General features: G+C 73.5%; 23 protein-coding genes. 11 read left to right on the top strand and 12 right to left on the bottom strand.

Annotated features, from left to right (window positions below):
- Nucleotides 1-48 precede the first annotated feature (48 nt).
- Nucleotides 49-744 (bottom strand): acyl-CoA-like ligand-binding transcription factor, encoded by a 696-nt coding sequence (locus tag ABD811_RS43080; protein WP_344959456.1) that lies wholly within the window; start codon nt 742-744, stop codon nt 49-51.
- A complete protein-coding gene (locus ABD811_RS43075; protein ID WP_344959454.1) occupies nt 725-2,266 on the bottom strand; it encodes an MFS transporter in 1,542 nt (513 codons plus the stop codon). The genes ABD811_RS43080 and ABD811_RS43075 overlap by 20 nt, the downstream gene beginning before the upstream one ends.
- Before the next feature lie 116 nt (nt 2,267-2,382).
- Between ABD811_RS43075 and ABD811_RS43070 the strand changes: the two genes are divergently transcribed.
- The 4 genes from ABD811_RS43070 to ABD811_RS43055 all read left to right on the top strand — a co-directional run bounded on the left by ABD811_RS43070 (nt 2,383) and on the right by ABD811_RS43055 (nt 6,844).
- Entirely contained in the window at nt 2,383-2,904 is a 522-nt protein-coding gene (locus ABD811_RS43070; RefSeq protein ID WP_344959452.1) for a hypothetical protein, read from the top strand.
- 170 nt (nt 2,905-3,074) lie between these two features.
- On the top strand, nt 3,075-3,956 hold the full coding sequence (locus ABD811_RS43065; RefSeq protein WP_425549519.1) for an isoprenyl transferase: 882 nt from the start codon (nt 3,075-3,077) through the stop codon (nt 3,954-3,956).
- A 132-nt stretch (nt 3,957-4,088) separates the two neighbouring features.
- Nucleotides 4,089-5,447 carry an RNA 5'-3' helicase PhoH2 gene (phoH2, locus tag ABD811_RS43060; protein WP_344959450.1) on the top strand — a complete coding sequence of 453 codons (1,359 nt, stop codon included), beginning with the start codon at nt 4,089-4,091 and terminating at the stop codon, nt 5,445-5,447.
- A 632-nt stretch (nt 5,448-6,079) separates the two neighbouring features.
- Nucleotides 6,080-6,844: an aggregation-promoting factor C-terminal-like domain-containing protein gene (locus tag ABD811_RS43055; protein ID WP_425549520.1), complete on the top strand. Its 765-nt coding sequence runs from the start codon at nt 6,080-6,082 to the stop codon at nt 6,842-6,844.
- 33 nt (nt 6,845-6,877) lie between these two features.
- Here the strand turns inward: ABD811_RS43055 and ABD811_RS43050 are convergent, their stop codons facing one another.
- The 3 genes from ABD811_RS43050 to ABD811_RS43040 all read right to left on the bottom strand — a co-directional run bounded on the left by ABD811_RS43050 (nt 6,878) and on the right by ABD811_RS43040 (nt 11,448).
- Entirely contained in the window at nt 6,878-8,290 is a 1,413-nt protein-coding gene (locus ABD811_RS43050; protein ID WP_344959446.1) for a class II fumarate hydratase, read from the bottom strand.
- A 132-nt stretch (nt 8,291-8,422) separates the two neighbouring features.
- Nucleotides 8,423-9,712 (bottom strand): serine/threonine-protein kinase, encoded by a 1,290-nt coding sequence (locus ABD811_RS43045; RefSeq protein WP_344959444.1) that lies wholly within the window; start codon nt 9,710-9,712, stop codon nt 8,423-8,425.
- A 95-nt stretch (nt 9,713-9,807) separates the two neighbouring features.
- Entirely contained in the window at nt 9,808-11,448 is a 1,641-nt protein-coding gene (locus tag ABD811_RS43040; protein WP_344959442.1) for a fumarate hydratase, read from the bottom strand.
- Nucleotides 11,449-11,623: 175 nt separating this feature from the next.
- On the opposite strand from ABD811_RS43040, the gene pdxR reads away from it, so the two are divergent.
- A complete protein-coding gene (pdxR, locus tag ABD811_RS43035; RefSeq protein WP_344959440.1) occupies nt 11,624-13,150 on the top strand; it encodes a MocR-like pyridoxine biosynthesis transcription factor PdxR in 1,527 nt (508 codons plus the stop codon).
- A gap of 29 nt (nt 13,151-13,179) precedes the next feature.
- Complete coding sequence (locus tag ABD811_RS43030) at nt 13,180-13,410, top strand: hypothetical protein (protein WP_344959438.1); 231 nt, start codon at nt 13,180-13,182, stop codon at nt 13,408-13,410.
- 54 nt (nt 13,411-13,464) lie between these two features.
- On the opposite strand, the gene ABD811_RS43025 is transcribed toward ABD811_RS43030, so the two are convergent.
- The 3 genes from ABD811_RS43025 to ABD811_RS43015 all read right to left on the bottom strand — a co-directional run bounded on the left by ABD811_RS43025 (nt 13,465) and on the right by ABD811_RS43015 (nt 16,582).
- The gene (locus ABD811_RS43025) at nt 13,465-14,694 is read right to left on the bottom strand and encodes an MFS transporter (protein ID WP_344959436.1); all 1,230 of its coding nucleotides are present in this window, start codon (nt 14,692-14,694) and stop codon (nt 13,465-13,467) included.
- A 119-nt stretch (nt 14,695-14,813) separates the two neighbouring features.
- Complete coding sequence (locus ABD811_RS43020) at nt 14,814-15,626, bottom strand: ABC transporter permease (protein WP_344959433.1); 813 nt, start codon at nt 15,624-15,626, stop codon at nt 14,814-14,816.
- Nucleotides 15,623-16,582, bottom strand: a complete 960-nt coding sequence (locus tag ABD811_RS43015; RefSeq protein ID WP_344959431.1) for an ABC transporter ATP-binding protein — start codon at nt 16,580-16,582, stop codon at nt 15,623-15,625. Before ABD811_RS43015 ends, ABD811_RS43020 begins: the two co-directional genes overlap by 4 nt.
- 154 nt (nt 16,583-16,736) lie before the next feature.
- Here ABD811_RS43015 and ABD811_RS43010 point away from each other — a divergent pair, with 154 nt between their 5' ends.
- Nucleotides 16,737-17,345, top strand: a complete 609-nt coding sequence (locus tag ABD811_RS43010) for a DUF1707 SHOCT-like domain-containing protein (RefSeq protein WP_344959429.1) — start codon at nt 16,737-16,739, stop codon at nt 17,343-17,345.
- Nucleotides 17,346-17,413: 68 nt separating this feature from the next.
- Here ABD811_RS43010 and glpX read toward each other — a convergent pair whose 3' ends face one another.
- Complete coding sequence (gene glpX / locus ABD811_RS43005; protein ID WP_344959427.1) at nt 17,414-18,448, bottom strand: class II fructose-bisphosphatase; 1,035 nt, start codon at nt 18,446-18,448, stop codon at nt 17,414-17,416.
- A 180-nt stretch (nt 18,449-18,628) separates the two neighbouring features.
- Here glpX and ABD811_RS43000 point away from each other — a divergent pair, with 180 nt between their 5' ends.
- Nucleotides 18,629-19,321 (top strand): TetR/AcrR family transcriptional regulator, encoded by a 693-nt coding sequence (locus ABD811_RS43000; protein ID WP_344959425.1) that lies wholly within the window; start codon nt 18,629-18,631, stop codon nt 19,319-19,321.
- A 20-nt stretch (nt 19,322-19,341) separates the two neighbouring features.
- Nucleotides 19,342-20,124 (top strand): DUF4245 domain-containing protein, encoded by a 783-nt coding sequence (locus tag ABD811_RS42995; protein WP_344959423.1) that lies wholly within the window; start codon nt 19,342-19,344, stop codon nt 20,122-20,124.
- Between the two features lie 25 nt (nt 20,125-20,149).
- On the opposite strand, the gene ABD811_RS42990 is transcribed toward ABD811_RS42995, so the two are convergent.
- Nucleotides 20,150-20,404: an exodeoxyribonuclease VII small subunit gene (locus ABD811_RS42990; RefSeq protein ID WP_344959421.1), complete on the bottom strand. Its 255-nt coding sequence runs from the start codon at nt 20,402-20,404 to the stop codon at nt 20,150-20,152.
- A 9-nt stretch (nt 20,405-20,413) separates the two neighbouring features.
- Entirely contained in the window at nt 20,414-21,622 is a 1,209-nt protein-coding gene (xseA, locus tag ABD811_RS42985; RefSeq protein ID WP_344959419.1) for an exodeoxyribonuclease VII large subunit, read from the bottom strand.
- Between the two features lie 122 nt (nt 21,623-21,744).
- Between xseA and ABD811_RS42980 the strand changes: the two genes are divergently transcribed.
- Both ABD811_RS42980 and ABD811_RS42975 read left to right on the top strand, forming a co-directional pair.
- On the top strand, nt 21,745-22,269 hold the full coding sequence (locus ABD811_RS42980; protein ID WP_344959417.1) for a MarR family winged helix-turn-helix transcriptional regulator: 525 nt from the start codon (nt 21,745-21,747) through the stop codon (nt 22,267-22,269).
- A gap of 10 nt (nt 22,270-22,279) precedes the next feature.
- Nucleotides 22,280-23,530, top strand: coding sequence for an MFS transporter (locus ABD811_RS42975; RefSeq protein ID WP_344959415.1), 1,251 nt, complete (start codon nt 22,280-22,282; stop codon nt 23,528-23,530).
- 64 nt (nt 23,531-23,594) lie between these two features.
- Here the strand turns inward: ABD811_RS42975 and ABD811_RS42970 are convergent.
- Nucleotides 23,595-24,066, bottom strand: a 472-nt coding sequence (locus ABD811_RS42970; protein ID WP_344959413.1) for a DUF8129 domain-containing protein, incomplete at its 5' end; no start/stop codon positions are given.

The following is a 24,066-nucleotide window of genomic DNA, read 5'->3' as shown; positions in this document are numbered from 1 at the left end:
CGATTCCGCCTGCTGCCCCCGCCCGCCGATCCCGCCTGTCGGCCTCGGTCAGCCCGCGGGCGGGGCGTCGATCGAGCAGCCCGCCGCCAGGAACGCCAGGTTGCGGTCGACCAGCTCGCCCAGGTCCTCCTCGGCGCCGCCGTCGATCCAGGCGTACATGGCGCCGATCAACACGCCGATCACCGCCCAGGAGAACGCCTGCACGTCCGGGTCCCGGACCGGCCGCCCGGTGCGTTCGGCGACGATCTGGGCGACGACCCCGAGCGTGCCCTCGCGGATCGACTCCAGCGTCCGGGCGCGCAGCGCCGGCACCTCCGTCATCAGCCGCATCCGCGTGCCGATCGCGTTCACGTCCTCGTCCCACATGTGCCGGAAGACCTCGCGCAGGCTGGCCCGCAGCGCCTCCAGCACGGTGAGCTCCGGCGGCTGGGCGCGGAACAGCTCCACCAGGACCGGGTCGTACTCGTCGTTGACGACCACGTCCTCCTTGGACGGGAAGTAGCGGAAGAACGTGCTGGGGGACACCTCGGCGGCCGCGGCGATCTGCTCGACCGTGGTGGCGTCGTAGCCCTGCTCGGCGAACAGCCGCAGGGCGTGGTCCTGGATCGCCCTGCGGGTCCGCAGCTTCTTGCGCTCGCGCAGCGGCAGCCCGCGCAGGTAGCGTTCCAGCCGGTCCACCGCCCGGCCGGCGGGGCGGTCCCCGGCCTGTTCGAAGTGGCGCTGGTCAGTCGGCTGCGTGCGCATGGGTCGATTGTCGGCCATCGCCGGACGCGGCCGCATCCCGCCCGGCCCGCCGTCCCGGCAGGAACGCCAGCGCCAGCACCGCCATGACCGCCGTGAGGCCCGCGCAGGCGGCCAGCAGTCCGTTCATGCCGTGCACGAACGCCTCGCGGGCCGAGGCGAGCAGCGCGTCGTCGCCGAGCCGCTGGGCCACCGCCGCCGCCCCGCCGACCGAGTCGCGCACCGCGTCGGCCGCCGCCTCCGGGAGCCCGGCCGTCTCGACGCGGTCCCGGTACAGCTGCGACAGCAGGCTGCCGAGCAGCGCGATGCCCAGCGCGGAGCCGGTCTGCCGCAGCGTCTGCACCAGCCCCGAGTCGCGGCCGACCTCGCCGCCGGGCAGCAGCGAGATGACCAGGTCCATGGCGGGCACCATGGTCAGGCCGAGGCCCACCCCGAGCACGGTCAGCCACAGGGCGGTGTAGGAGTAGCCGCCGCCGGGGTCGGTCAGCGCGCCCAGGCCGAACCCGGCCCCGAGCACCGCCATCCCCGAGACGATGATCGGCTTGTGCCCCGTGCGGGCGGCCAGCCGGTCGGTGAGGACCGCGCCGACCAGCAGGCCGAGCAGCATCGGGATCAGCCGCAGCCCGGTGCCGAACGCGTCGTTGCCCAGCACCACCTGCAGATACTGGGGCAGCACGAACAGGATCCCGGCCATCATCAGGTTGGCGGCCGTGGTGACCGCCGCCGACCAGACGAACCGCCGGTCGCGGAACAGCGCCAGGTTCATCATCGGCTGCCGGGCCCGGCTCTCCCAGACGACGAGGTTCGCCAGCAGCACCACCCCGGCGGCCAGCGCGCCCACCACCCCGGGGTCGCTCCACCCCGCCACCGGCCCCTCGATCACCCCGTACACCAGGGCCGCCAGGCCGGTGATCGACAGCAGCGCGCCCGGGACGTCCAGCGAGGGCCGGGCCGGGTCGCGCGACTCGGGGACGAGCAGCGCGATGGCCCCCATCGCGACGACGACCACCGGAACGTTGATCACGAAGATCGATCCCCACCAGAAGTGTTCCAGCAGCCAGCCGCCCAGCAGCGGGCCGAGCGGCAGGCCGAGCGCCATCGAGCCGGTCCACACCGCGATCGCCCGGGTGCGCTCCTCCGGCGGGAAGATCGTCGGCAGGATCGACATGGACAGCGGCATCAGCACCGCGGCGCCGACGCCCATGGCGACGCGTGCCGCGACCACCCAGCCGGGGGTGCCGGCCAGCGCCCCGCCGACGGAGGCGGCGCCGAACACCGCCAGGCCCACCAGCAGCATCCGCTTGCGGCCGAACCGGTCGCCCAGCAGCCCGGCGGGCAGCAGCAGCGCCGCGAACACCAGGACGTAGGAGTCGACGATCCACTGCAGCTCGCTGGTCCCGGCGTCCAGCTCCCGCGACATGGTGGCCAGCGCCACGTTCAGGATCGTCAGGTCGAAGCCCAGTGCCAGCAGCGCCAGCGCCAGCGCGCCCAGGGCCCACCAGCGCCGCGGGTCCGCCCCTGCCATGAGAGTCACCTCCGTATGAGATCCACTATGAAGTGACAGTAACTCTCAAAAGATGGCGAGTGTCAATCGTTGGGGCGGCTGGCCGGGGGCGTCGACGGAGCTGTAATTTTGATTACATGACTACGAGCGAGGCGGTGGAGAAGGTCCGGGGCTGGTTCACCGGCCGCCTGCCCGAGGGCTGGTTCGAGGGGCCGGTCGAGGTCGTCCTCGACCGCGAGGAGATCAGCGTGGTCGGCCGCCTGCCCGAGCCCGCGGCCGCGCGCGGCGTCTCCGAGACCGAGCGCGCCGCCATGCTGGCCGGGCACATCCAGCGCTTCCGCGAGGACACCCGGGAGCGCCGCATGGCCATCGCGCGCGAGGCCGAGCACCGCTTCGGGCAGCGCGTGTCCTGGGGGGTGGTCTGCGGGGGCGTCCGCGAGATGTTCACCACGCTGTCGGTGCCGGTGATGACCCGGCTGCGCCAGCCCGAACGACGCGTCCTGGACACCCTGGTCGAGGCGGGCGTGGCGCGCAGCCGCAGCGACGCGCTGGCCTGGTGCGTCCGGCTGGTCGGCAAGAACACCGACGAGTGGCTCGCCGAACTGCGCGCCGCCCTGGAGCACGTCGAGCGCGCCCGCGCGGCCGGACCCCAGGCGTAGCCGCCCCGGTCCGCGCGTCGCCCTCCCGAGGGATTTCCTGCCGTTCGGCGCGAAATATGCTGAAACCTCGCACGAGGCCGCAAACGTCCAAGACGGTAGGACAACCCTTGCTCGCGAGCCATAATTGAGCCTCGTTCTCACAGGAGACGGCTGCTCGAAGGGAAGCCCACATGGGGGTTCGGTGGGGTGGGACGCGTCGCGGAGCGGAATCCGACGTGAGCCGTGACGCTGCCAAGGAGGACGGACACCGCGCACGCGTGACCTCGGCCGTCCGCCGCAGCGGCCCGTACGCGGCGATCCGCGACGCCGTCTACCGCATGTACGAGCGGCGCGTCGAGGCGTCGCTGCCCACCGACAACATCCCCCGCCACGTCGGGGTGATCCTGGACGGCAACCGCCGCTGGGCCCGCTCCATGGGCCTGACCGACGTCAACACCGGCCACCGCGCCGGAGCCGACAAGATCTCCGAACTGCTGCACTGGTGCACCGAGGCCGGGGTCGAGGTGGTCACGCTGTGGCTGCTGTCCACCGACAACCTGTCGCGGCCCGCCGCCGAGCTCGATCCGCTGCTGGAGATCATCGAGAACACCGTGCAGAAACTCGCCGCCGACGGCTGGCACGTCAAGCCGGTCGGCGCGCTGGACCTGCTGCCCGACAAGACGGCGCGTGTCCTGAAAGACGCCTATGAGGCCACATCCGGCGCCCCCGGCCTGATTGTGAACGTCGCGGTTGGGTATGGAGGTAGGCGTGAGATCGCTGATGCGGTGCGCTCACTGCTGCTTGAGCAGGCGGGCAAAGGCACCAGCATCGAGGAGCTCGCCGAGGTCCTCGACGTCGAGCACATCGCGGAGCATCTCTACACGCGCGGCCAGCCCGACCCGGACCTGCTCATCCGCACCTCCGGGGAGCAGCGCCTGTCGGGGTTCATGCTGTGGCAGAGCGCCCACTCGGAGTTCTATTTCTGCGAGGTCCACTGGCCGGACTTCCGCAAGGTCGACTTCCTGCGGGCGCTGCGCTCCTACGCCGCGCGGCACCGGCGCTTCGGTTCCTGAGGATCACTCGCGGGAGCGCCCGCCGTTCCCGCCGATCACCGCCCCGGACGTCCCGGAGACCGCGCCGGTCCCGGACGCGACGGGGGCGGACTGCGGCGCCACCGGCAAATCCCCTCTGCACAGGGAGATCGAGTGGCCACAACCTCCACGCGCCGGCCCCTCTCCGGGGGCTCCTCCGGGCCCGGGACCGACGGCTCGGTTCGGCGCACGTACGTCCTCGACACCAGCGTCCTGCTCGCCGACCCGGGGGCGATGACCCGGTTCGCCGAGCACGAGGTCGTACTCCCCATCGTCGTCATCTCCGAGCTCGAGGCCAAGCGCCACCACCCGGAGCTGGGCTACTTCGCCCGGCAGGCCCTGCGGACCCTGGACGACCTGCGGGTCGCGCACGGGCGGCTGGACGACCCGGTGCCGGTCGGGGAGCTGGGTGGAACGGTCCGGGTCGAACTCAACCACTCCGACCCCACCGTGCTCCCGGACGGGTTCCGGCTGGGCGACAACGACACCCGCATCCTGTCGGTGGCGGCCTGGCTGGCCCGGGAGGGCCGCGACGTGGTGCTGGTGTCCAAGGACCTGCCGATGCGGGTCAAGGCGTCGGCGGTGGGGCTGGCGGCCGAGGAGTACCGGGCCGAGCTGGCGGTCGTGGAGTCCGGCTGGACCGGGATGCGCGAGCTGGAGGTGCCCGCCGACCTGATCGAGGAGCTGTACGACACCGGCACGGCCGACCTGGAGGAGGCGCGCGACCTGCCGTGCCACACGGGCCTGCGGCTGCTGTCGGAGCGCGGCTCGGCGCTGGCCCGGGTGCAGCCCGACAAGTCGGTCCGGCTGGTGCGCGGCGACCGCGAGGTGTTCGGCCTGCGCGGCCGCTCCGCCGAACAGCGGGTGGCGCTCGACCTGCTGATGGACGAGGACGTGGGCATCGTGTCGCTGGGCGGCCGGGCCGGCACCGGCAAGTCCGCCCTGGCGCTGTGCGCGGGCCTGGAGGCCGTGCTGGAGCGCCGCCGCCACCGCAAGGTCGTGGTGTTCCGCCCGCTGTACGCCGTCGGCGGCCAGGAGCTCGGCTACCTGCCCGGCACCGAGAACGAGAAGATGTCGCCCTGGGCGCAGGCCGTCTACGACACGCTGTCGGCGGTGACCACGCCGGAGGTCATCGAGGAGGTCCTCGACCGCGGCATGCTGGAGGTGCTGCCGCTCACCCACATCCGCGGCCGGTCCCTGCACGACGCCTTCGTGATCGTGGACGAGGCGCAGTCGCTGGAGCGCGGGGTGCTGCTGACCGTGCTGTCGCGCATCGGCGCGGGCTCGCGCGTGGTGCTCACCCATGACGTCGCGCAGCGCGACAACCTGCGGGTGGGGCGGCACGACGGGGTGGCCGCCGTGGTGGAGCGGCTCAAGGGGCACCCGTTGTTCGCGCACGTCACGCTGACGCGCTCGGAACGGTCGCCGATCGCCGAGCTGGTGACCGACATGCTGGGCGACGTGGGCGCCTGACGGTCGAGCGGGTCGCGCGCCGCGCCCCGGTGGTCCCGTGCGGACCGCCGGGGCGCGGTGCTTTCCGGGGCCAATCCGGGTGCGCATTGTGATCGTTAAACGCCGCTGCGTGTACATGTGAGGAAGGTCACAAGACCGTACGGCGTCTTGCGGAATCGCAGGTCTCATCCCCGTTTTGGGGACGTTACCGGTGGGTTGACAAAAGTCTCATCCGCAGCATTCGTCTCGTTCTTGTTGCGGAGCCTCCCTTTCCGTCGGGCATTGTGTCTCCCCGTAAGCACCCCCCGAGTGGGCCGGGGGTGGAAGCAGTTCGTGCGCGTGACCATGCGCGTGCGACCGTCGGAAGGACCGCCTTGTACGGAGACCGCCCCGGGTCCCCTAGGCGAGACGATCGACAGTCCCCACAGCCGGAGCCGCAGACGCCCTTCCAGGCGGCTCCCCACCAGCTTCCGCGGCAGAGCCCCCATGAGAGCGACGTGCGCGTCGCCGGGGCGTCCGCGCGTGCGGGCGACGGTCTCGGCGAGCCCGGCGGGGACACCGCCACGTTGCAGGCCGTTTCCGCGGGCGACCCGGCGCAGGCGCCCTACGGCGCCCCCGACGCCCCGCGCGACGAGATCGAGGTCGGCCCGGGCATGCCCCAGGGGCCCGCGCCGCGTTCCCGCAAGCCCGCCAGGGCGCGCAGGGCCTCAAAGGCGCCCAAGGCCCCCAAGGCGGCCAAGGCTCCCGGTGAGCCGGGCCGGCCGGGCGGCGGGCGCACGGGACTGAAGGTCGCCGCGGTGGCGGCCGGCGCGCTGGTGCTGGTCGGCGGTGGCGCGGTCGCCGCGTTCGCCTTCACCGGCGGCGAGGGAGACAAGACCGTCGTGCAGCCGTCCCCGCTGGCGGACGCCCCCAAGCAGCCGCCCGTGGACCTGGAGGCCCTGGCCGCCGCGCGCCACAAGCAGGCGGTGGAACGCGCCTCCCGCAACGCGCGCAAGGAGACCGTCAAGCGGCCCGCGCTGCTGCCCAAGGGCACCCCGATCCCGACCAAGAAGCCCGAGGACAAGGACGAAGGCGGGTCGGGCGGCGCGCCGACGGCGGGCAACCCGATGCCCGCGGGCGAGGCGCAGGCGTACGCCAAGGCCATCATGGACAACTACGGGTTCAACCCCAGCACCCAGTTCGGCTGCCTGGTGAACCTGTGGAACAAGGAAAGCCACTGGAACTACCGCGCCTCCAACCCCACCTCCGGCGCGTACGGCATCCCGCAGGCACTGCCCGGCTCCAAGATGGCCAGCGAGGGCGCCGACTGGCGCACCAACGCCAAGACGCAGATCCGCTGGGGTCTCGGCTACATCAAGGGCCGGTACGGCAGCCCGTGCGGGGCGTGGCAGCACTCGCAGAGCACGGGCTGGTACTGACGGCCCTCCGTCCCCGACGGACGCAGGTCGCGGTCAGGAGCGTCCGGGCGGCTCGGCGTTGGTCATGGACAGCACGTCCAGGGCCGCGTCGAGCTGCTCCAGGGTGAGCCTGCCGTCGTCGACGTAGCCGCGTTCCAGCACCACCTCGCGGATGGTCCTGCGCTCGGCCAGGGCCTGCTTGGCGACCTTGGCGGCCTCCTCGTAGCCGATGTAGCGGTTGAGCGGCGTGACGATCGACGGGGACGACTCGGCGTACTCGCGCAGCCGCTCGACGTTCGCCTCGATGCCGTCGACGCAGCGGTCGGCCAGCAGCCGTGACGCGCGGGCCAGCAGGGTGATCGACTCCAGCAGGTTGCGGGCCAGCATCGGCAGCATGACGTTCAGCTCGAAGCTGCCGGACGCGCCGCCGAACGCGACGGCCGCGTCGTTGCCGATCACCTGGGCGGCCACCTGGGTCACCGCCTCGGGGATCACCGGGTTGACCTTGCCCGGCATGATCGAGGAGCCGGGCTGCAGGTCGGGCAGCCGGATCTCGGCCAGCCCGGCGCGCGGTCCCGAGCCCATCCAGCGCAGATCGTTGGCGATCTTGGTGAGGCCGACCGCGACGGTGCGCAGCGCCCCGCTGGCCTCCACCAGGCCGTCCCGGGCGCCCTGCGCCTCGAAGTGGTCGCGCGCCTCGGTCAGCGGCAGCCCGGTGACGCGGGCGATCTCGGCGATGACGCGCGGCGCGAAGCCCTCGGGGGTGTTGATGCCGGTGCCGACGGCGGTGCCGCCCAGCGGCAGCTCGGCCAGCCGCGGCAGCACGGCCTCCAGCCGCTCCACCCCGTGCCGGACCTGCGCCGCGTAGCCGCCGAACTCCTGGCCGAGCGTGACGGGGGTGGCGTCCATCAGGTGGGTGCGGCCCGCCTTGACGACGGTGGCGAACTCGGCGGCCTTGCGGCCGAGCGCCGCCTCCAGGTGCCGCAGCGCCGGGATCAGCTCGTTGACGACCGCGCCCGTGGCCGCGATGTGGATGGAGGAGGGGAACACGTCGTTGGACGACTGGGAGGCGTTGACGTGGTCGTTGGGGTGCACGGGGCGGCCCAGCCGTTCCTGCGCCAGCGTCGCGATGACCTCGTTGGCGTTCATGTTGGACGACGTCCCGGACCCGGTCTGGAACACGTCGACGGGGAACTGGTCGTTCCAGCGGCCGTCGGCGACCTCCAGGGCGGCCTCGCGGATCGCCTCGGCCAGGTCCTTGTCCAGCACGCCCAGCTCGGCGTTGACGGTCGCCGCGGCCGCCTTGACGTGACCGAGCGCTGCGATGTGCGCGGGTTCCAGCGTCCGCCCGGAGATCGGGAAGTTCTCCACCGCGCGCTGTGTCTGCGCCCGCCACTTGGCGTCGGCGGGGACGCGCACCTCGCCCATGGAGTCGTGCTCGATCCGGAACTGCGCGTGCTCGCTCATGGAAGGCCACCTCCGGCTTCGGATCTCAACCCTGCTCTCTCAGCAGCTTCGAAGACGGCCCTGTGCATTCCCGGCGGGGCCTGCCGCATTCCGTGCCGACGCGCGGCCCGGCGCCCGGGGCGCGGCGAGCGGTCAGCTTCCGGGGGTGTCCTTGGTGACGGTGTAGGTCTGCCGCCGGCCCGACTCGCCGAGCGGCTTGCGCTGCCCGTTGACCCACACGTCGCACGCGGACGCGTCGTGGATCACGGCGTTGAGACGGGGCCGGTCGTACTGGCGGGCGTCCCCGCGCGGCAGCGTCTCGTCGGTGAGCACCTCGATGCTGGGGCCGGGCACCGAGACGAAGACCTTGCAGTGGTCGGTGCGGGCCCGCACGACCAGCGTGGCGGACGCGGTGCCGGGCGGGGCCGCGTCGGCGTCGCCGCCGCCCGCCCGGGGACGCGCGGCGGCCGTGGCGGGCTCGGTGGGGGACGGGCCGGAGCTCTCCCGGGACATGCCGATGACCAGCGCGGTGGCGCCGATGCCGCAGGACGCCACCGTCGCCCCGGCCAGCGCGATCGCCGCCATCACCCGCAGCCGCGGGGTCGGCGGGCGGCGGCCCGAGCGCGGCCCGGCCAGCGCCCGTTCCAGCCGGTCGGCCGCGCGGGCGTGGCTGAGCCGCCGGGCGGGGTTCTTCTCCAGCAGGCCGCTCACCACGGGCGCCAGGGGCCCGGCGTTGCGCGGGACGGGCGCGGGCTCGTTGGCCAGCGCGCTGAGGGTGGCCATCACGTTGTCGCGCTCGAAGGGCGGGCGGCCCTCCAGCGCGGCGAACAGCGTGGCGCCCAGCGACCACAGGTCCGAACGCGGGGTGGCCTGCTCGCCGGCGGCCACCTCCGGCGCCACGTACGCGGGCGACCCCATGAAGTGGCCCGACCCGGTCAGGCTCGCCGACCCGGCCGGAGAGCACAGCCCGAAGTCGGTGAGCACCACCCGGTCGCCGTCCAGCAGCACGTTGCCGGGCTTGAGGTCGCGGTGCACGATCCCGGCGCGGTGCGCGGCCGCCAGCGCGTCCAGCAGCTGGCGGGCGATGGAGCCGACCCGCTCGGGCGGCAGCGGGCCGGACTCCCGGATGATCTGCTCCAGGCTGGGCGCCTCGACCAGCTCCATCACGATCCACGGCCGGCCCTGCTCGATCACCACGTCGTAGACCTCGACGATCGACGGGGTGCGCAGCTGGGCCGGGGCCCGCGCCTCGCGCAGGGTGCGCCGGTAGAAGACGACGCGGTCGTCCTCGGACAGGTCCTCCGGCACCCGCAGTTCCTTGATCGCCACAGCGCGGTCGAGGAGGTCGTCGTGGCCCTTCCAGACCGTGCCGTTGGCGCCTTGGCCCATGCGCGAGACCAGCCGGTAGCGCGTCGCGAGAACGAGGCGCTCTGACCGGGACATGGCGGACAAGATACCGGAGGGGCCCCTCCGTCACCCGGCGGTCTGGGGCAGTTTGTTGGGGTGTCGGGTGATGTGCCCGCCGGTGTCCCGCGCCGCTACCGCCGCCCGATCGTCAGCAGCGGGCCGGTGGTGTCGGCGAAGAAGTCGTTGCCCTTGTCGTCCACCACGATGAACGCCGGGAAGTCGACCACCTCGATCTTCCAGACGGCCTCCATGCCCAGCTCCGGGTACTCCAGGACCTCCACCTTCTTGATGCAGTCCTGCGCCAGCCGCGCGGCCGGGCCGCCGATGGAGCCCAGGTAGAAGCCGCCGTGCTTCTTGCACGCGTCGGTGACCTGCTGCGACCGGTTGCCCTTGGCCAGCATGACCATCGACCCGCCCGCCGCCTGGAACTGCTCGACGTAGGAGTCCATGCGACCGGCGGTGGTCGGGCCGAACGAGCCGGAGGCGTACCCCTCGGGCGTCTTGGCCGGGCCCGCGTAGTAGACGGCGTGGTCGCGCAGGTACGCCGGCATCGGCTCGCCCGCGTCCAGCCGCTCCTTGATCTTGGCGTGCGCGATGTCGCGGGCCACCACCAGCGGCCCGGTCAGCGACAGCCGGGTCTTGACCGGGTAGCGGGTGAGCTCGGCGCGGATCTCGTCCATCGGCCGGTTCAGGTCGATGCGCACCACCTCGCCGTCGAGCTCGTCGTCGGTGGTGTCGGGCAGGTAGCGGGCCGGGTCGGTCTCCAGCCGCTCCAGGAACACGCCCTCCGCGGTGATCTTGCCGAGGGCCTGCCGGTCGGCGCTGCACGACACGGCGATCGCCACCGGGCACGACGCGCCGTGCCGGGGCAGCCGCACCACGCGCACGTCGTGGCAGAAGTACTTGCCGCCGAACTGCGCGCCGATGCCGAGCCGCTGGGTCAGCTCGAACACCTGCTGCTCCAGCTCCAGGTCGCGGAAGCCGTGGCCGAGCGGGGAGCCCTCGGTGGGCAGGGCGTCCAGGTAGTGCGCGGAGGCGTACTTGGCGGTCTTGAGCGCGTACTCGGCGGACGTGCCGCCCACCACGATCGCCAGGTGGTACGGCGGGCAGGCCGCCGTGCCCAGCGAGCGGATCTTCTCCTCCAGGAAGGACATCATCCGCTTCGGGTTCAGGACGGCCTTGGTCTCCTGGTACAGGAACGACTTGTTGGCGCTGCCGCCGCCCTTGGCCATGAACAGGAACTTGTAGGCGTCGCCGGACGTGGCGTACAGCTCGACCTGCGCGGGCAGGTTGCTGCCGGTGTTCTTCTCCTCCCACATGGTCAGCGGCGCCATCTGGGAGTAGCGCAGGTTCAGCCGGGTGTAGGCGTCGTACACGCCGCGCGAGATGTGCTCCTCGTCGCGGCCGTCGGTGAGCACGTGCTGGCCCCGCTTGCCCATGACGATCGCGGTGCCGGTGTCCTGGCACATCGGCAGCACGCCGCCGGAGGCGATGCCGGCGTTCTTCAGCAGGTCCAGCGCCACGAACCGGTCGTTGGGGCTGGCCTCGGGGTCGTCCAGGATCTTTCGCAGCTGCGCCAGGTGGGCGGGCCGCAGCAGGTGCGCGACGTCGCGCATGGCGGTCTCGGTGAGCAGCCGCAGCGCCTCCGGCTCGACCTGCAGGAACCTCCGCCCGCCCGCCTCGAACGTCGACACGCCCTCGGACGTCAGCAGCCGGTACTCGGTGTCGTCCGGGCCGGTCGGCAGCAGGTCGGTGTAGGAGAACTCGGGCATCGATGAACCTCGCGCGCTGTCTTGCTCACGGGCGCGCACCCGGCAGGGGCGCGGCCCGGGCATCCGGTGGGGCCGCCCTACAGCGTACGACCGCCGCGTGCGCGGGGCGGCGCTGGGGCACGGACCTCGTGGTCCACGGGTGACGGGATACGGCGTTGGAAACGCTGAACCTCATGTGACGGATCTGCATCTTCCCCTCGACCGGTCCGCCGGACGGCTGGCCACACAGATCGCCGCCGGATTCCGCGCGGCGATCCGCTCCGGGCGGCTGGCCCCAGGGACGCGGCTGCCGTCCAGCCGCGACCTTTCCCGGGACCTCGACGTCTCCCGCGGTGTGGTGGTCGCCGCCTACGAGCAACTCGTCGCCGAGGGCTTCCTCCTGGCGCGACGCGGGGACGGCACGCGGGTCGCGCCCCTGGCCCGCCCCGACGAGACCCCGCCGCCCCGCCTCGCACCCTGGGACGACGCGCCCACCGCACCCGCCCCGCAGACGAAGGCCACCGTGCGCAGGGCGCCCGCCGTCGACGCGCCGTCCCCCCGCGCCGGGACGTCCGAGGCGGCGCACGAGCCCGCCGCCGAGCCGCGGGACGCGGGCGGCGATTTCGCCTACGACCTGTGGCCCGGCATCCCCGACCTCGCCGCCTTCCCCAGGGCGCGCTGGCTGGCGACGATGCGCGCGGTGCTGCGCGACGTGCCGAACGACGAGCTGGTCTACCCCGACCCCGCGGGCGTGCCCGCGCTGCGCGCCGAACTGGCCGGATACCTGGGCCGCGTCCGCGCCGCGCACGCCGGGCCGGAGCAGGTGCTGGTGATGAACGGGGTGGCGCAGGGCCTGGCGGCCACGGTGCGGCTGCTGGCCGAGGAGGGGCACCGCGTCCTGGCCGTCGAGGACCCCACGAGCGTGCGGCAGCTGCCGATGCTGGAGGCGACCGGGATACGGCTGGTGCGCGTCCCGGTGGACCGTGACGGCCTGGACGTTGACGCGCTCGTCCGTACCCAAGCGCGCGCGGTGCTGGTGACGCCCGCGCACCAGTACCCCACCGGTGTGGTGCTGGCCCCGCACCGCCGCGCCGCCCTCATCGCGTGGGCGCGCAGGACGGGGGGCCTCATCCTGGAGGACGACTACGACGCCGAGTTCCGTTACGACCGCGATCCCGTCGGGTGCATGCAGGGCATCGCCCCCGAACACGTCGTGCTGTTCGGGTCGGTGAGCAAGTCCCTGGCCCCGGCCATGCGGCTGGGCTGGGCCGTGGCGCCGCCGCACCTGGCCGAACGGCTGCGCGCCTACCGCGCCCAGACCGACCTCGGGAATCCCGTGCTGGAGCAGTACGCGTTGGCACGTTTCATCGCCGACGGCGGATACGACCGGCACCTGCGGGTCATGCGACGGCAGTACCGCTCCCGTCGCGACGCCCTGGTGAAGGCGCTGCGCGCCCACGCGCCCAACGCGGCGGTGCGGGGAATCTCCGCCGGGATTCACCTTTACCTGGAGCTGCCCAGGGGATGTGACGAGGAGGCCGTCGTCGCGTCCGCCGCCCGCGCCGGGGTGGCGGTGGCGGGGGCGGCGCCGATGTGGTCGGCCGCGCGCGCCGGGCAGGCCCCGCCCGCGCTGGTGCTCGGCTACGCCCGGCTGCCGGAGGCCCGCCTGGCGCGCGCCGCCGAACTGCTGGGTAGGGCGATTACGGAGGGTGCAGGAGGGTAGGAAGAGGCTCCCCGCAGAAGGAGGTATGGATGAGTCTGGACGAGGCCGCGCGACAACTGAAGATGGCCGTTCACGACGCGCAGGTGGCGTTCGACTGTGTCGGGCTCGGCGACCTCGACCGGGCTCAGGAGCACGCGGTCACCGCCCGGGCCGCCGTGGACGCGGCCGAGGTCGCCCTCGCCCGTGCGCAGCAGGACATGTCCCCCGAGGAGGCGCAGGCCGCGGGGGAACGCGCCGTCGTCGCCCTGGAAGATGCCTGAGCCTGACTAACGCCCCGTTCCGGGAGGTCCGGCCGACGGCGTCAGGCTCCCGGGTCAGACGGCCGGGCGCTCCATCGCCGGAGCGCCCGGCCGAGCCTTCCCGTCCACCACCGGGTCGAAGCCCCTGGCGGTGACGAACACCAGCAGCACCAGCACCGTCGGCACGACGAACGCCAGCCGCAACCCGTGGTCGGGGTCGATGGGCGCGATCGCCCCCACGACGGCGGCGCCCAGCACGAACCCCACGTAGTTGAAGACGTTGACCCGTGCCACGGCCACGCCCAGCCCGGTGGGGTCCACCTTGCCCGCGGCCGAGTACGACACCGGCGCGATCACGCTGAGGCCCAGCCCCGCCACGGCGAACGCGGCGATGGCGACGGCGGCGTTGGGCGCGGCCACCACGCCCGCCATCCCCGCCAGGCCGATCGCCCCGCCCACGCGCACCACCCGCACCGCTCCCGAGCGCCGCACGCCGAAGTCGGCCACGGCGCGGCTGACCACCATCGCGATCTGGTAGGCCACGTAGCCCAGCGGGGCCACCCAGTCGCTGCCGGACAACTCGTCGTCCAGGTACTTGGCGCCGTAGTTGGACAGGGCCGCGTCGGCGAGGTACGCCACGGCCATCGCCGTGCCCACCACCAGGATCGGCCGCCACGGGACGCGTCGCCCGGCCGCCTTCAGCTCCTCGGCGCTCGGCCCGTCGCCCTCCTCGCGCCTGCCGTACAGCAGGTGCCCGGTGCCCAGCGTCCCGGCCAGCCCCAGCGCCGCGGCCGCGGTGAAGCAGACCGGCAGCGACAGATCGATCCGGTTGGACAGCGAGGCCCACAGGCCGCCGAGGATGCCCGCGACGCTCCACACCGCGTAGCAGCCGGTGATCAGGCTCATGCCGTAGCGCCGCTCGACCGCGATGCCCTGGGCGTTCATCGCCGCGTCCACCGCCCCGACGAACAACCCGAACAGCGCGACCGCCGCGTACAGCGGCACGTCGGCGTCGCCGGTCGTCCCGATCAGCACGATCGCCGCGCACACCCCCGGCTGCGCCACCCGCAGCACCGGCCCGCTGCCGACGCGCGCGAACGCCGCGCCCGCCAGCACGCTGCCCAGCCCGGCGACCAGCGGCACCGTCAGCAGCACCAGCGACAGCGTGGCGTCGCTGAGCTGGTGCGCCTTCTGGATCCGCGGCACCTGCGTCACCAGCGAGGCGAAGCACAGGCCCTGCACGGCGAACGCGGCGTAGGCGGCCAGCCGCGCCCGCCGGTCCCGCCCGGTGATCCGCACGGTCATGCGGCGCCCGCCTCTCCGCCACCGGGGCCGAAGATGAGAAAGTTTCGCGTCAGGGCGGCAGCGTACCGCAGCGCCCCCGGCGCGCGAATCCCCTGGCCGGTCCCCTTGCCGGGGCGATCTCAGTCGATGAGGCGGCGGCGCATGCCGCGCACGGCCAGCAGCCACATCAGCGCGGAGAACACCACCAGCAGGGCCAGATGCCCCAGGTCGACCAGCGGACGCAGCCCGAACACCGCGTGCCGCACCAGCTCCACGCAGTGGTACAGCGGGTTGGCCCACGCCACGTACTGCGCCCACCGCGGCAGCGCGTCCACCGGGAAGAAGGTGCCCGCCACCAGGAACAGCGGCGTGATCACACCCGTGATCACGTAGTCGAACGAGTTGATGGACGGCACGATCGTGGACGTCCACATGCCGAACAGCGCGAACCCCAGCGACAGCCAGAACACCAGGAACGGCACCAGCAGCATGCCCGGCGACGGGTCCAGCCCGAAGAACAGCGCCACCACCAGCGGCGTGCACGAGTACACCGACCCCTTGGCCGCGATCCACAGCGCCTCGCCGGTGACCAGCTCGTGCACGTCCACCGGCGTGGCCAGGATCGCGTCGTAGGTGTGCTGGAACACCCGCCGGATGTAGCCGTTGAACATCCCGGGGAACACGGCCGTGAACAACGCGGCGATGCCCACCACGCCGGTCGCCATGAAGTCCAGGTAGCGCATGCCGGACACCACCGCGACCAGCGACCCGAACCCGTAGCCGAACGCCAGCAGGTAGAACGTCGGCTCGACGGTCGCGGCGAACGTCTGCGACTTCCAGTAGCGGCGGAACAGCGCCAGCTCGTGCCGCCAGATCCCGCCCACCGGCGCCAGCTCGAACCTGCGCAGCGGGCGCGGCGGCGCGACCTGCCCCGTCGCGTGATCGGTGGTCATTCGACCTTCTCCCCGGTGAGCACCACGAACACGTCCTCCAGGGTGGCGGCGCGGCGGACGCCGTCCGGCCCCAGCTCCTCGGCCAGCGACGGCGGCATCGCCTCGGCCTTCAGCACCGACACCGACGGGCCGGTGCGCCGGGTCGCCAGCCCCGCCGCGCGCGCCAGCCGCTCGACCTCCGCCAGCCGCTCCGGCGGGCCGAAGTGCTCGACGACCTGCCGCCCGGCGTGCTCGGCGATCAGCTCGGCGGGCGCGCCCCGCGCCACCACCCGGCCGCGCGACATCAGCGCGCAGTCGTCGGCCAGCCGCTCGGCCTCCTCGATGTAGTGCGTGGACATCAGCACCGTCGTGCCGTGCGAGCGCAGCCCGTCGATCAGCCCCCACAGGTCGGCGCGCACCTGCGGGTCCAGGCCCACGGTCGGCTCGTCCAGCAGCACCAGCGCGGGACGGTGCACCAGCCCGCGCGCGATCAGCAGCCGCCGCCGCATCCCGCCCGACAGGTCGTCGACCTTGGTGTGCGCCCGGCCGGTCAGGTGCGCCAGGGCCAGCGCGTCGTCCACCGCCGCCCGCCGCCGGCGCCGCGGCACCCGGTACAGGTGTGCGAACACCTCCAGGTTCTCCCTGGCAGTCAGCTCCTCGTCCAGGTTGTCCTGCTGCGGGACGACGCCCATCGCCGCCCGCACCCGTTTGGACTCGCCCGGCACCGGCAGCCCCAGCACGTGGATCGTGCCCTCGTCGGCGATCGCCTGGGCGGTGAGCAGCTTCATCGTGGTCGACTTGCCCGCGCCGTTCGGGCCGAGCAGGCCCAGGCACGTGCCGGGCGCCACCTCCAGGTCGAGGCCGTCCACGGCGGTGAAGTCGCCGAAGCGCTTGACCACCCCGCGCAGGCTGATCGCGGCCGCGCTCCCGTCGGCCGGTCCCCGGACGGAGGTCTGCGCACCACGCTGTACGGCCATGAGCGTCACTGTAGGTGACGGATCGGGCAATTCCCCACAGATTTTTCCGGGCCGTGGACGACCTTTTCCAACGCCGCTTCCGACCCCGCTTCCGTGCCCCCGCGGGTTCGGCGGGTTCGGCGGGACCGGGACGGGCGGCGGCTACCCTCTAAGCGTGGAGACCCCCAGCCGACGGCCCCCGAGCGAACCGAGCGTGCGGGAACTGCGCGCCTCCGACGCCGACCGGGAACGCGTGGCGGCCGTGCTGCGGGAGGCCCTGGCCGACGGGCGGCTCACCATCGACGAGCACGCCGAGCGCACCGAACGCGTCTACGCCGCCCGCACCCTCGGCGACCTGACCGGCCTCACCGCCGATCTCGGCCCCCAGGAGACCCAGCCGATCCTCGTCGACGACCGTCCCGTGTCCGCCATGTTCGGCCGGATGCGGCGGGAGGGCCGGTGGGTGGTGCCGGTCCGGCTGCCGCTGCTGGCGCTGTTCGGCACCGTCGAACTCGACCTGCGGCAGGCCGTGCTGCAGCGGCGGCACGTGGTGCTGGACGCCATGGTGCTGGGCGGCCGCATCCGCCTGCTGGTGCCCGACGGCGTCCGCGTGGACGTCACCGGGCGCACCGTCCTCAGCACCCGCGACGTGCGCACCCGCCCCTACGACGAGGGTCCCACGGTCGAGATCGGCGGCACGATGATCTTCGGCTCGGTGCGGGCCCGCACCCCGAAGCGCACCCTGCGCGACCGCGTCCGCGACCGCCTGAACCGCCGCCGCTGAGCCCCCGCCACGCCGCTGGCCCGCCGCCGAGCCGCGGCGCGAGGCCGCGGCTCCGGCCGCCGGCGCCGCTACTGCGCGGTGTCGAAGTTGATCGCGCTGTAGGCCCGCAGCTTGTTCAGCTTGTGCTCGCTGGTGATCGAGCGGATGGTGCCGCTGCGCGAGCGCATCACCAGCGAGTGCGTGACCGCGGTGCCCTTGCGGTAGCGCACGCCGTCCACCAGCTCGCCGTCGGTGATGCCGGTGGCGGCGAAGAACACGTCGTCGGAGGTCACCAGGTCGTCGGTGGTCAGCACCCGGTCCAGGTCGTGCCCGGCGGCCAGCGCCTTGTCGCGCTCCTCGTCGTTGCGCGGCCACAACCGGCCCTGCAGCACCCCGCCCAGCGCCTTGATCGCGCAGGCCGCGATGATCCCCTCCGGGGTGCCGCCGATGCCCAGCAGCAGGTCCACGCCGGTGCCCTCGCGCGCCGCCATGATCGCGCCGGCCACGTCCCCGTCGGTGATGAACTTGATCCGGGCGCCGGTGGCGCGGACCTGCCGGACGATGTCCTCGTGCCGCGGCCGGTCCAGGATCACCACGGTCACGTCGTGCGGCGAGGAGCCCTTGGCGCGGGCGACGGCGGCGATGTTGTCGGCGATCGGGCGTTCGATGTCCACCGCGTCGGCGGCCTCCGGGCCGGTCGCCAGCTTCTCCATGTAGAACACGGCCGACGGGTCGTACATCGACCCGCGCGGCGCCACCGCCAGCACCGCGATCGCGTTGCTCATGCCCATCGCGGTCAGCCGGGTGCCGTCGATCGGGTCCACGGCCACGTCGCACTCGGCGCCGCTGCCGTCGCCCACGTGCTCGCCGTTGAACAGCATCGGGGCGTTGTCCTTCTCACCCTCGCCGATCACCACCACGCCCTGCATCGCCACGGTGTTGATCAGCTGGCGCATGGCGTTGACGGCCGCGCCGTCGGCGCCGTTCTTGTCGCCGCGGCCCACCCAGCGGGCGGCGGCCATGGCGGCGGCCTCGGTCACCCGGACCAGCTCCAGGGCCAGGTTGCGGTCCGGCGCCGCGGGCTCGGTGACGAGCGGGGAGTGGACGGTGGTCTCGTGCGACATGGCGGCGGCCTTTCGGTCGGTGATCTCCGTGGATTCTCGGCGCGCCGCGTCCGAGGTCACAAATTGGACCAGACCAGACAAGGCGCATGGGGGATCCAATACCCCGAACGGCCCGTTTTTGACGGACCGGGCATCGGCGGATCGCGCTCCACCGGCCCGGAGGGCGTAATCTCAGGGCTCATGAGCAGCGAGATCGATGTCCCCTCCGGCGGGGTCGCCGCGGCCGGCGGCGGTGCGGACGCGGCCGGGACACGGGCGGACGCCGGCGGCGACGCCCCCGCCCGCACCTCCGACCGCGGCGCCGCCACGCGCAGCGCGCTGCTGGCCGCCGCGCGGGACGTGTTCTGCGAGGCGGGCTTCGCCCAGGCCGCCGTCACCGACATCGTCGCCAAGGCGGGGGCCAGCGTCGGCAGCCTCTACCACCACTTCAACGGCAAGGCGGACCTGTACCTCACGCTGTTCGAGGAGTTCCAGGGACGCCAGCAGGAGCGCACCCGGGAGGCGGTGAACCGGGCGCGCGAGGCCGGTGAGAACGACCCCATGCGGCTGTTCATCGCCGGGGCGGGCGCCTACCTGGACGGCTGCCTGGCCGAACGGGACGTGGCCCGGCTGTTCATCTCCGGCGACGGGCCGCCCGGCTTCGACCGCGTCATGCGCCAGCGGCTCAACAAGTGGGCCCGCCGCAACGCCGCCCTGTTCCACACCGCCGACGGGGGCGTGGACGAGGCGCTGGTCGTCGTGCTGACCGGGGCGATGGCGGGCGCGGTGTCGGAGATCTCCCTCAGCGACGACGAGGCGGCCTCGCGCGCGCTGGCCGACGACGTCATGGCCATCGTGTCCACGATCCACAACCCCCGGACGGGGCACGGCTGACCGTGCGGGATCCTGGGAACGTGAGCGAGAAGACCCCACCGACGTCCGACGCCCCGCCGAGCGACGCCCCCGCGAGCGACACCGTGCCCGGCGACACCGCTCCAAACGACGCCGCCGCTTCCGACGGTGCCGCGCCGGACGAGTCGGCGCCGGCGCGGGCCGCGGCGCCGGGCGGCGACCAGGCCGCGGCCACGGGGCCGGTCCGGGTGAGCCCCGCCGTCTACAAGCGGCTGACCACCGGGCTGGGCGGGTTCACCCTGGCGATGGGCGCCTGCCTGCTGCTCGTCGCGGCGATCTACGTGATCACGCCGCGCAGCAACAAGGAGGTCCTGCCCACCGTCGACTACCAGAGCCAGCTCTGGGCGATGCGCAGCGACGCCCCCTACACCGTGCACGCGCCCGAGAACCTGCCGCCCACGTGGCGTCCCACCAGCTCGCGGCTGCACGGCCTGGGCGAGGGCAAGGGACCGGTGGCGTGGCATCTGGGGTTCGTCACCCCCAGCGACGAGTACGCGGCGCTGGAGCAGAGCAACGAGAAGGCGTCCGAGTACGTCCCCCGGATGACCAACAACAAGAAGCCGATCGGCACCCAGCAGGTGAACGGCGTCACCTGGACCAAGTACCACCGCAAGGACAAGAAGGCCAACTCCCTGGCGCGCACCCTGCCCGACGGGGTGAGCCTGGTGGTGACCGGTACGGCCTCCTACGAGGAGCTGGCGGTGCTGGCCGCGTCCCTCAAGCCGCAGCCCAAGCAGACCGGCGGCGTCCCGGTGCCCACGGCCTCACCGGCGAACCCGTCCTGAGGAACAAGACGACCTCGTGGCGGCCTCAGAAGGGGGCGGCCTGGCCGTCACCTTCCGCGGGCTCGCTCATGGCCGCGGCCAGGCGCGCGCGGGCGCCTTCGAGCCACTCCTCGCAGATCCCGGCGAGCTTCTCGCCGCGCTCCCACAGGCCGAGCGACTCCTCCAGCGTGAGCCCGCCCGTCTCCAGCCGCCGGACGACCTCCGCCAGCTGGTCGCGGGCCTGCTCGTAGGACAGCCGCTGCTCACCGGGGCCGTGCTGCTCAGGATTCTCCTCGGTCACCGTTCAACCTTAGTCGCCGCCGGTGACGGTGACCGCGATGCGGCCGTCGGCCAGCCGCACCAGCAGCCGCTCACCGGTCTCGACCGCCCCGGCCTCCCGCACCACCGAGTCGTCCTCGCGCTGCACGATCGCGTACCCGCGCTTGAGCGTGGCGGCGGGGGAGAGGGCGACCAGCCGCGCGCGGGTGTGCGTCAGCTCGTCGCCGGCCCGGTCCAGGGCGGCGGTCAGGCAGCGGCGGGCCCGGTCGCGCAGCGCGCGCACCTGCTCGTCCTGCCGTTCGATCTCGCGGACCGGGTCGGCCAGCGCCGGCCGCGACCGCATCGCCTTCAGCCACGCCAGCTCCCGCTCCACGGCCCCGGCCAGGCAGCGGCGGCCGCGGTCGCGCAGCTGCCGCACGTACTGCAGCTGCTCGCGCACGTCCGGGACGACCTTCTTGGCCGCGTCGGTGGGCGTGGACGCCCGCACGTCGGCCACCAGGTCCAGCAGCGGGGTGTCCTGCTCGTGCCCGATGGCGCTGACCACGGGGGTGCGGCAGGCCGACACCGCCCGCACCAGCGCCTCGTCGGAGAACGGCAGCAGGTCCTCCATGGACCCGCCGCCGCGGGCGATGACGATCACGTCGATCTCGGGGTCGGCGTCCAGCCTGCGCAGCGCCTCCATCACCTCGCCGACCGCGTAGGAGCCCTGCACGGCGACGTTCTCGACCTGGAACGCCACGGCGGGCCAGCGCCGCCGGCCGTTGCGCAGCACGTCGTGCTCGGCGTCGGAGTCGCGCCCGCAGATCAGGCCGACCTTGCCGGGCAGGAACGGCAGCGGCCGCTTGCGCTCGGGCCGGAACAGCCCCTCGGACGCCAGCACCCGCTTGAGCCGTTCCAGCCGGGCCAGCAGCTCGCCGACGCCGACCGGCCGCACCTCCAGGGCGGCCAGCGAGAACGTCCCCCGGTTGATCCAGAAGTCGGGCTTGGCGTGCAGCACCACCCGGGCGCCGTCGGCCACCGCGGGACCGGCCGCCTCGAACACCGCGCGCGGCCCCACGACCCGCACCGACATGTTGGCCACGGGGTCGCGCAGCGTCAGGTAGACCGTGCCGCCGCGGGCGTTCAGGTCGGTGATCTGCCCCTCGACCCAGATGCGGCCCAGGCGCCCGATCCAGCCGCCCACCGCCTGCAGGACGGTGCGGACCGGCACCGGCGACTCCGCCGAGGTCTCCATCGCCATGCAGGCAGCCTATGCCGCCCGTGCCGGGCCGCGGTCCGGCACGCTGGTGTGACCGGGCTCACGCGAATAGTTAGCCAAACTAAGTTAGACTGTCTAAGTAATTGTCCGTGAGGTGACCATCCGTGACAGCGTCCGACCCCATGTCCCGCCCTGCGCCGACGTCCGCGGCGTCCCCGGCCGGGCAGGCGCCGGCGAACCGGCAGCCGTCCCAGCCGCATCAGCCGTCGGACGCCGACCGCGCGCTCGCCGAGCAGTTCAACCGGCGCATGCGCGACGTCGTCCTGCTGCTGCGCCGGGTGTCCGCCGACCAGCCCATCACCGCCCAGCAGCTGTCCGTGCTGGGCTCGCTGGAGGCCGGGCCGCGCCGGATGACCGAGCTCGCCGCCGAGCACGGCGTCCGGCTGCCGACCATGACCGCCCAGATCAACCGGCTGGAACGCGACGGGCTGGTCGCGCGGGGCCGGGACGCCGCCGACGCGCGCGTCGTCACCGCCCGGCTCACCGAGACGGGCACCGACCGGCTGCGCGCCGGGCGCGAACGCCGCCTGGCGTTCCTGGCCGGGCGGTTCGCCGCCCTCAGCGACGAGGACCGTGCGGCCGTGGCCGCGGCGCTGCCCGCCCTGGAACGGCTCCTCACCGTCTCCTGAAAGGACCTTCATGCACGCGACGCCCCCCGGCGCCCCGTCCGCCCCCGAGCAGGCGGCGCGGCGCGGCGGCATCCTGCGCCAGCCGCTGGCGGTCTGGGCCACCGCCTTCGCCGCCGTCGTCGCCTTCATGGGCATCGGCCTGGTCGACCCCATCCTGCCCGCCATCGCCAAGGGCCTGGACGCCACGCCCAGCCAGGTCTCCCTGCTGTTCACCAGCTACTTCCTGATCACGGCGGTGGCGATGCTGGTCACCGGCTGGGTGTCCAGCCGCATCGGCGGCCGCCGCACGCTGCTGGCCGGGCTCGCGCTGGTGATCGTGTTCGCCTCGCTGGCGGGCACGTCCGACACGGTGGGCCAGCTGATCGGCTTCCGCGCCGGCTGGGGGCTGGGCAACGCGCTGTTCGTGGCCACCGCCCTGGCGGTGATCGTCGGCGCGGCCAGCGGCGGCGCCGAGTCCGCGATCATCCTGTACGAGGCGGCGCTCGGCCTCGGCATCTCGATGGGGCCCCTGCTGGGCGCGCTGCTCGGCGACATGAGCTGGCGCTACCCGTTCTTCGGCACCGCCGCCCTGATGGCCGTGGGCTTCCTGCTGATCGCCGCGCTGCTGGGGCCGACGCCCCCGCCGAAGCGGCGGACCCGGCTGTCGGACCCGATCCGCGTGCTCGCCCACGGCGGCCTGTCGACCACCGCGTTCACCGCGCTGTTCTACAACTACGCGTTCTTCACCGTTCTGGCCTTCACCCCGTTCGTCCTGGGCATGGACGCGCACGGCATCGGCCTGGTGTTCTTCGGCTGGGGCGTGCTGGTCGCGCTGGCCTCGGTGTTCGGCGCGCCGTTCCTGCAGCGCCGTATTGGAACGGTCCGGGTGATGCACCTGGCGCTGGGGCTGCTGGTGCTGTGCCAGCTCGGCCTGGCGCTGTCGGGCCAGACCGGGATCATCGTCTCCACGATCCTGTCGGGCATCCCCATCGGGCTGAACAACACCGCCTTCACCGAGGCCGCCATGGAGGTCTCCGACGCGCCCCGTCCGGTCGCCTCGGCGGGCTACAACTTCGTCCGCTGGCTCGGCGGCGCCATCGCCCCGTACGCCGCCGGACGGCTCGGCGAAGAGATCAACTCGGACGTGCCGTACTACGTCGGCGCGGCCAGCTGCCTGGTCGCCGTGCTGATCCTCGTCCTGCGCCGCCACCACCTGCGCGACCTGGAGCGTGTGGACATCGACCACGCCGTCCACGACGCCCCGCTGCCCAGCCGCGCCTAGACCCCCTGGACGCGGAACGGCCCCCGGGACGCCGTCCCGGGGGCCGTTCCCGTGCCGCCGTCGGTCAGTGGAGGCCGTTGAGCTTGGCGATCCGGCGCTCGTACATGCGCAGGACGTCGGCGCGGGCCGCGTGCTTGCTCTCGTACTCGCGCAGCAGCTTCACCTGGTCGACCGTCAGGCCGCGCAGCCGGGCGCGCAGCTGCGGCAGCGTCGCCTCGTCGTAGTTGGGCACCGGCAGGTCCTCGGCGACCTTCTCGGCCTCGGCCGGCGCCGCGGGCTTCGACTCCGGCCGCGGCTCGAACACCGCCTCGTCCTTCGGCTCGGGAGCGGCCTCGGGTTCCGGCTCACGCTCAGCGCGGGGTACCGGTTCGGGTGCGGGCGCGGGCGCCGGCGTGACCCCGGCCTCGGGTGTCGGCGTCACCTCGGCCTCGGGCTTCGGCTCGGGCTCGGCGGCCTCGGGCTTCGGCTCGGGCTTGGCGGCCGCGGGCTTGCCCACGGAGATCTCGCCGCCCGCGGTGCCGGCCGCCGGCTTCGGC

The organism is Actinomadura miaoliensis, from assembly GCF_039536785.1.
GTDB classification, from domain to species: Bacteria; Actinomycetota; Actinomycetes; order Streptosporangiales; family Streptosporangiaceae; genus Spirillospora; species Spirillospora miaoliensis.
This window is presented reverse-complemented; position numbering and strand designations above follow the sequence as displayed.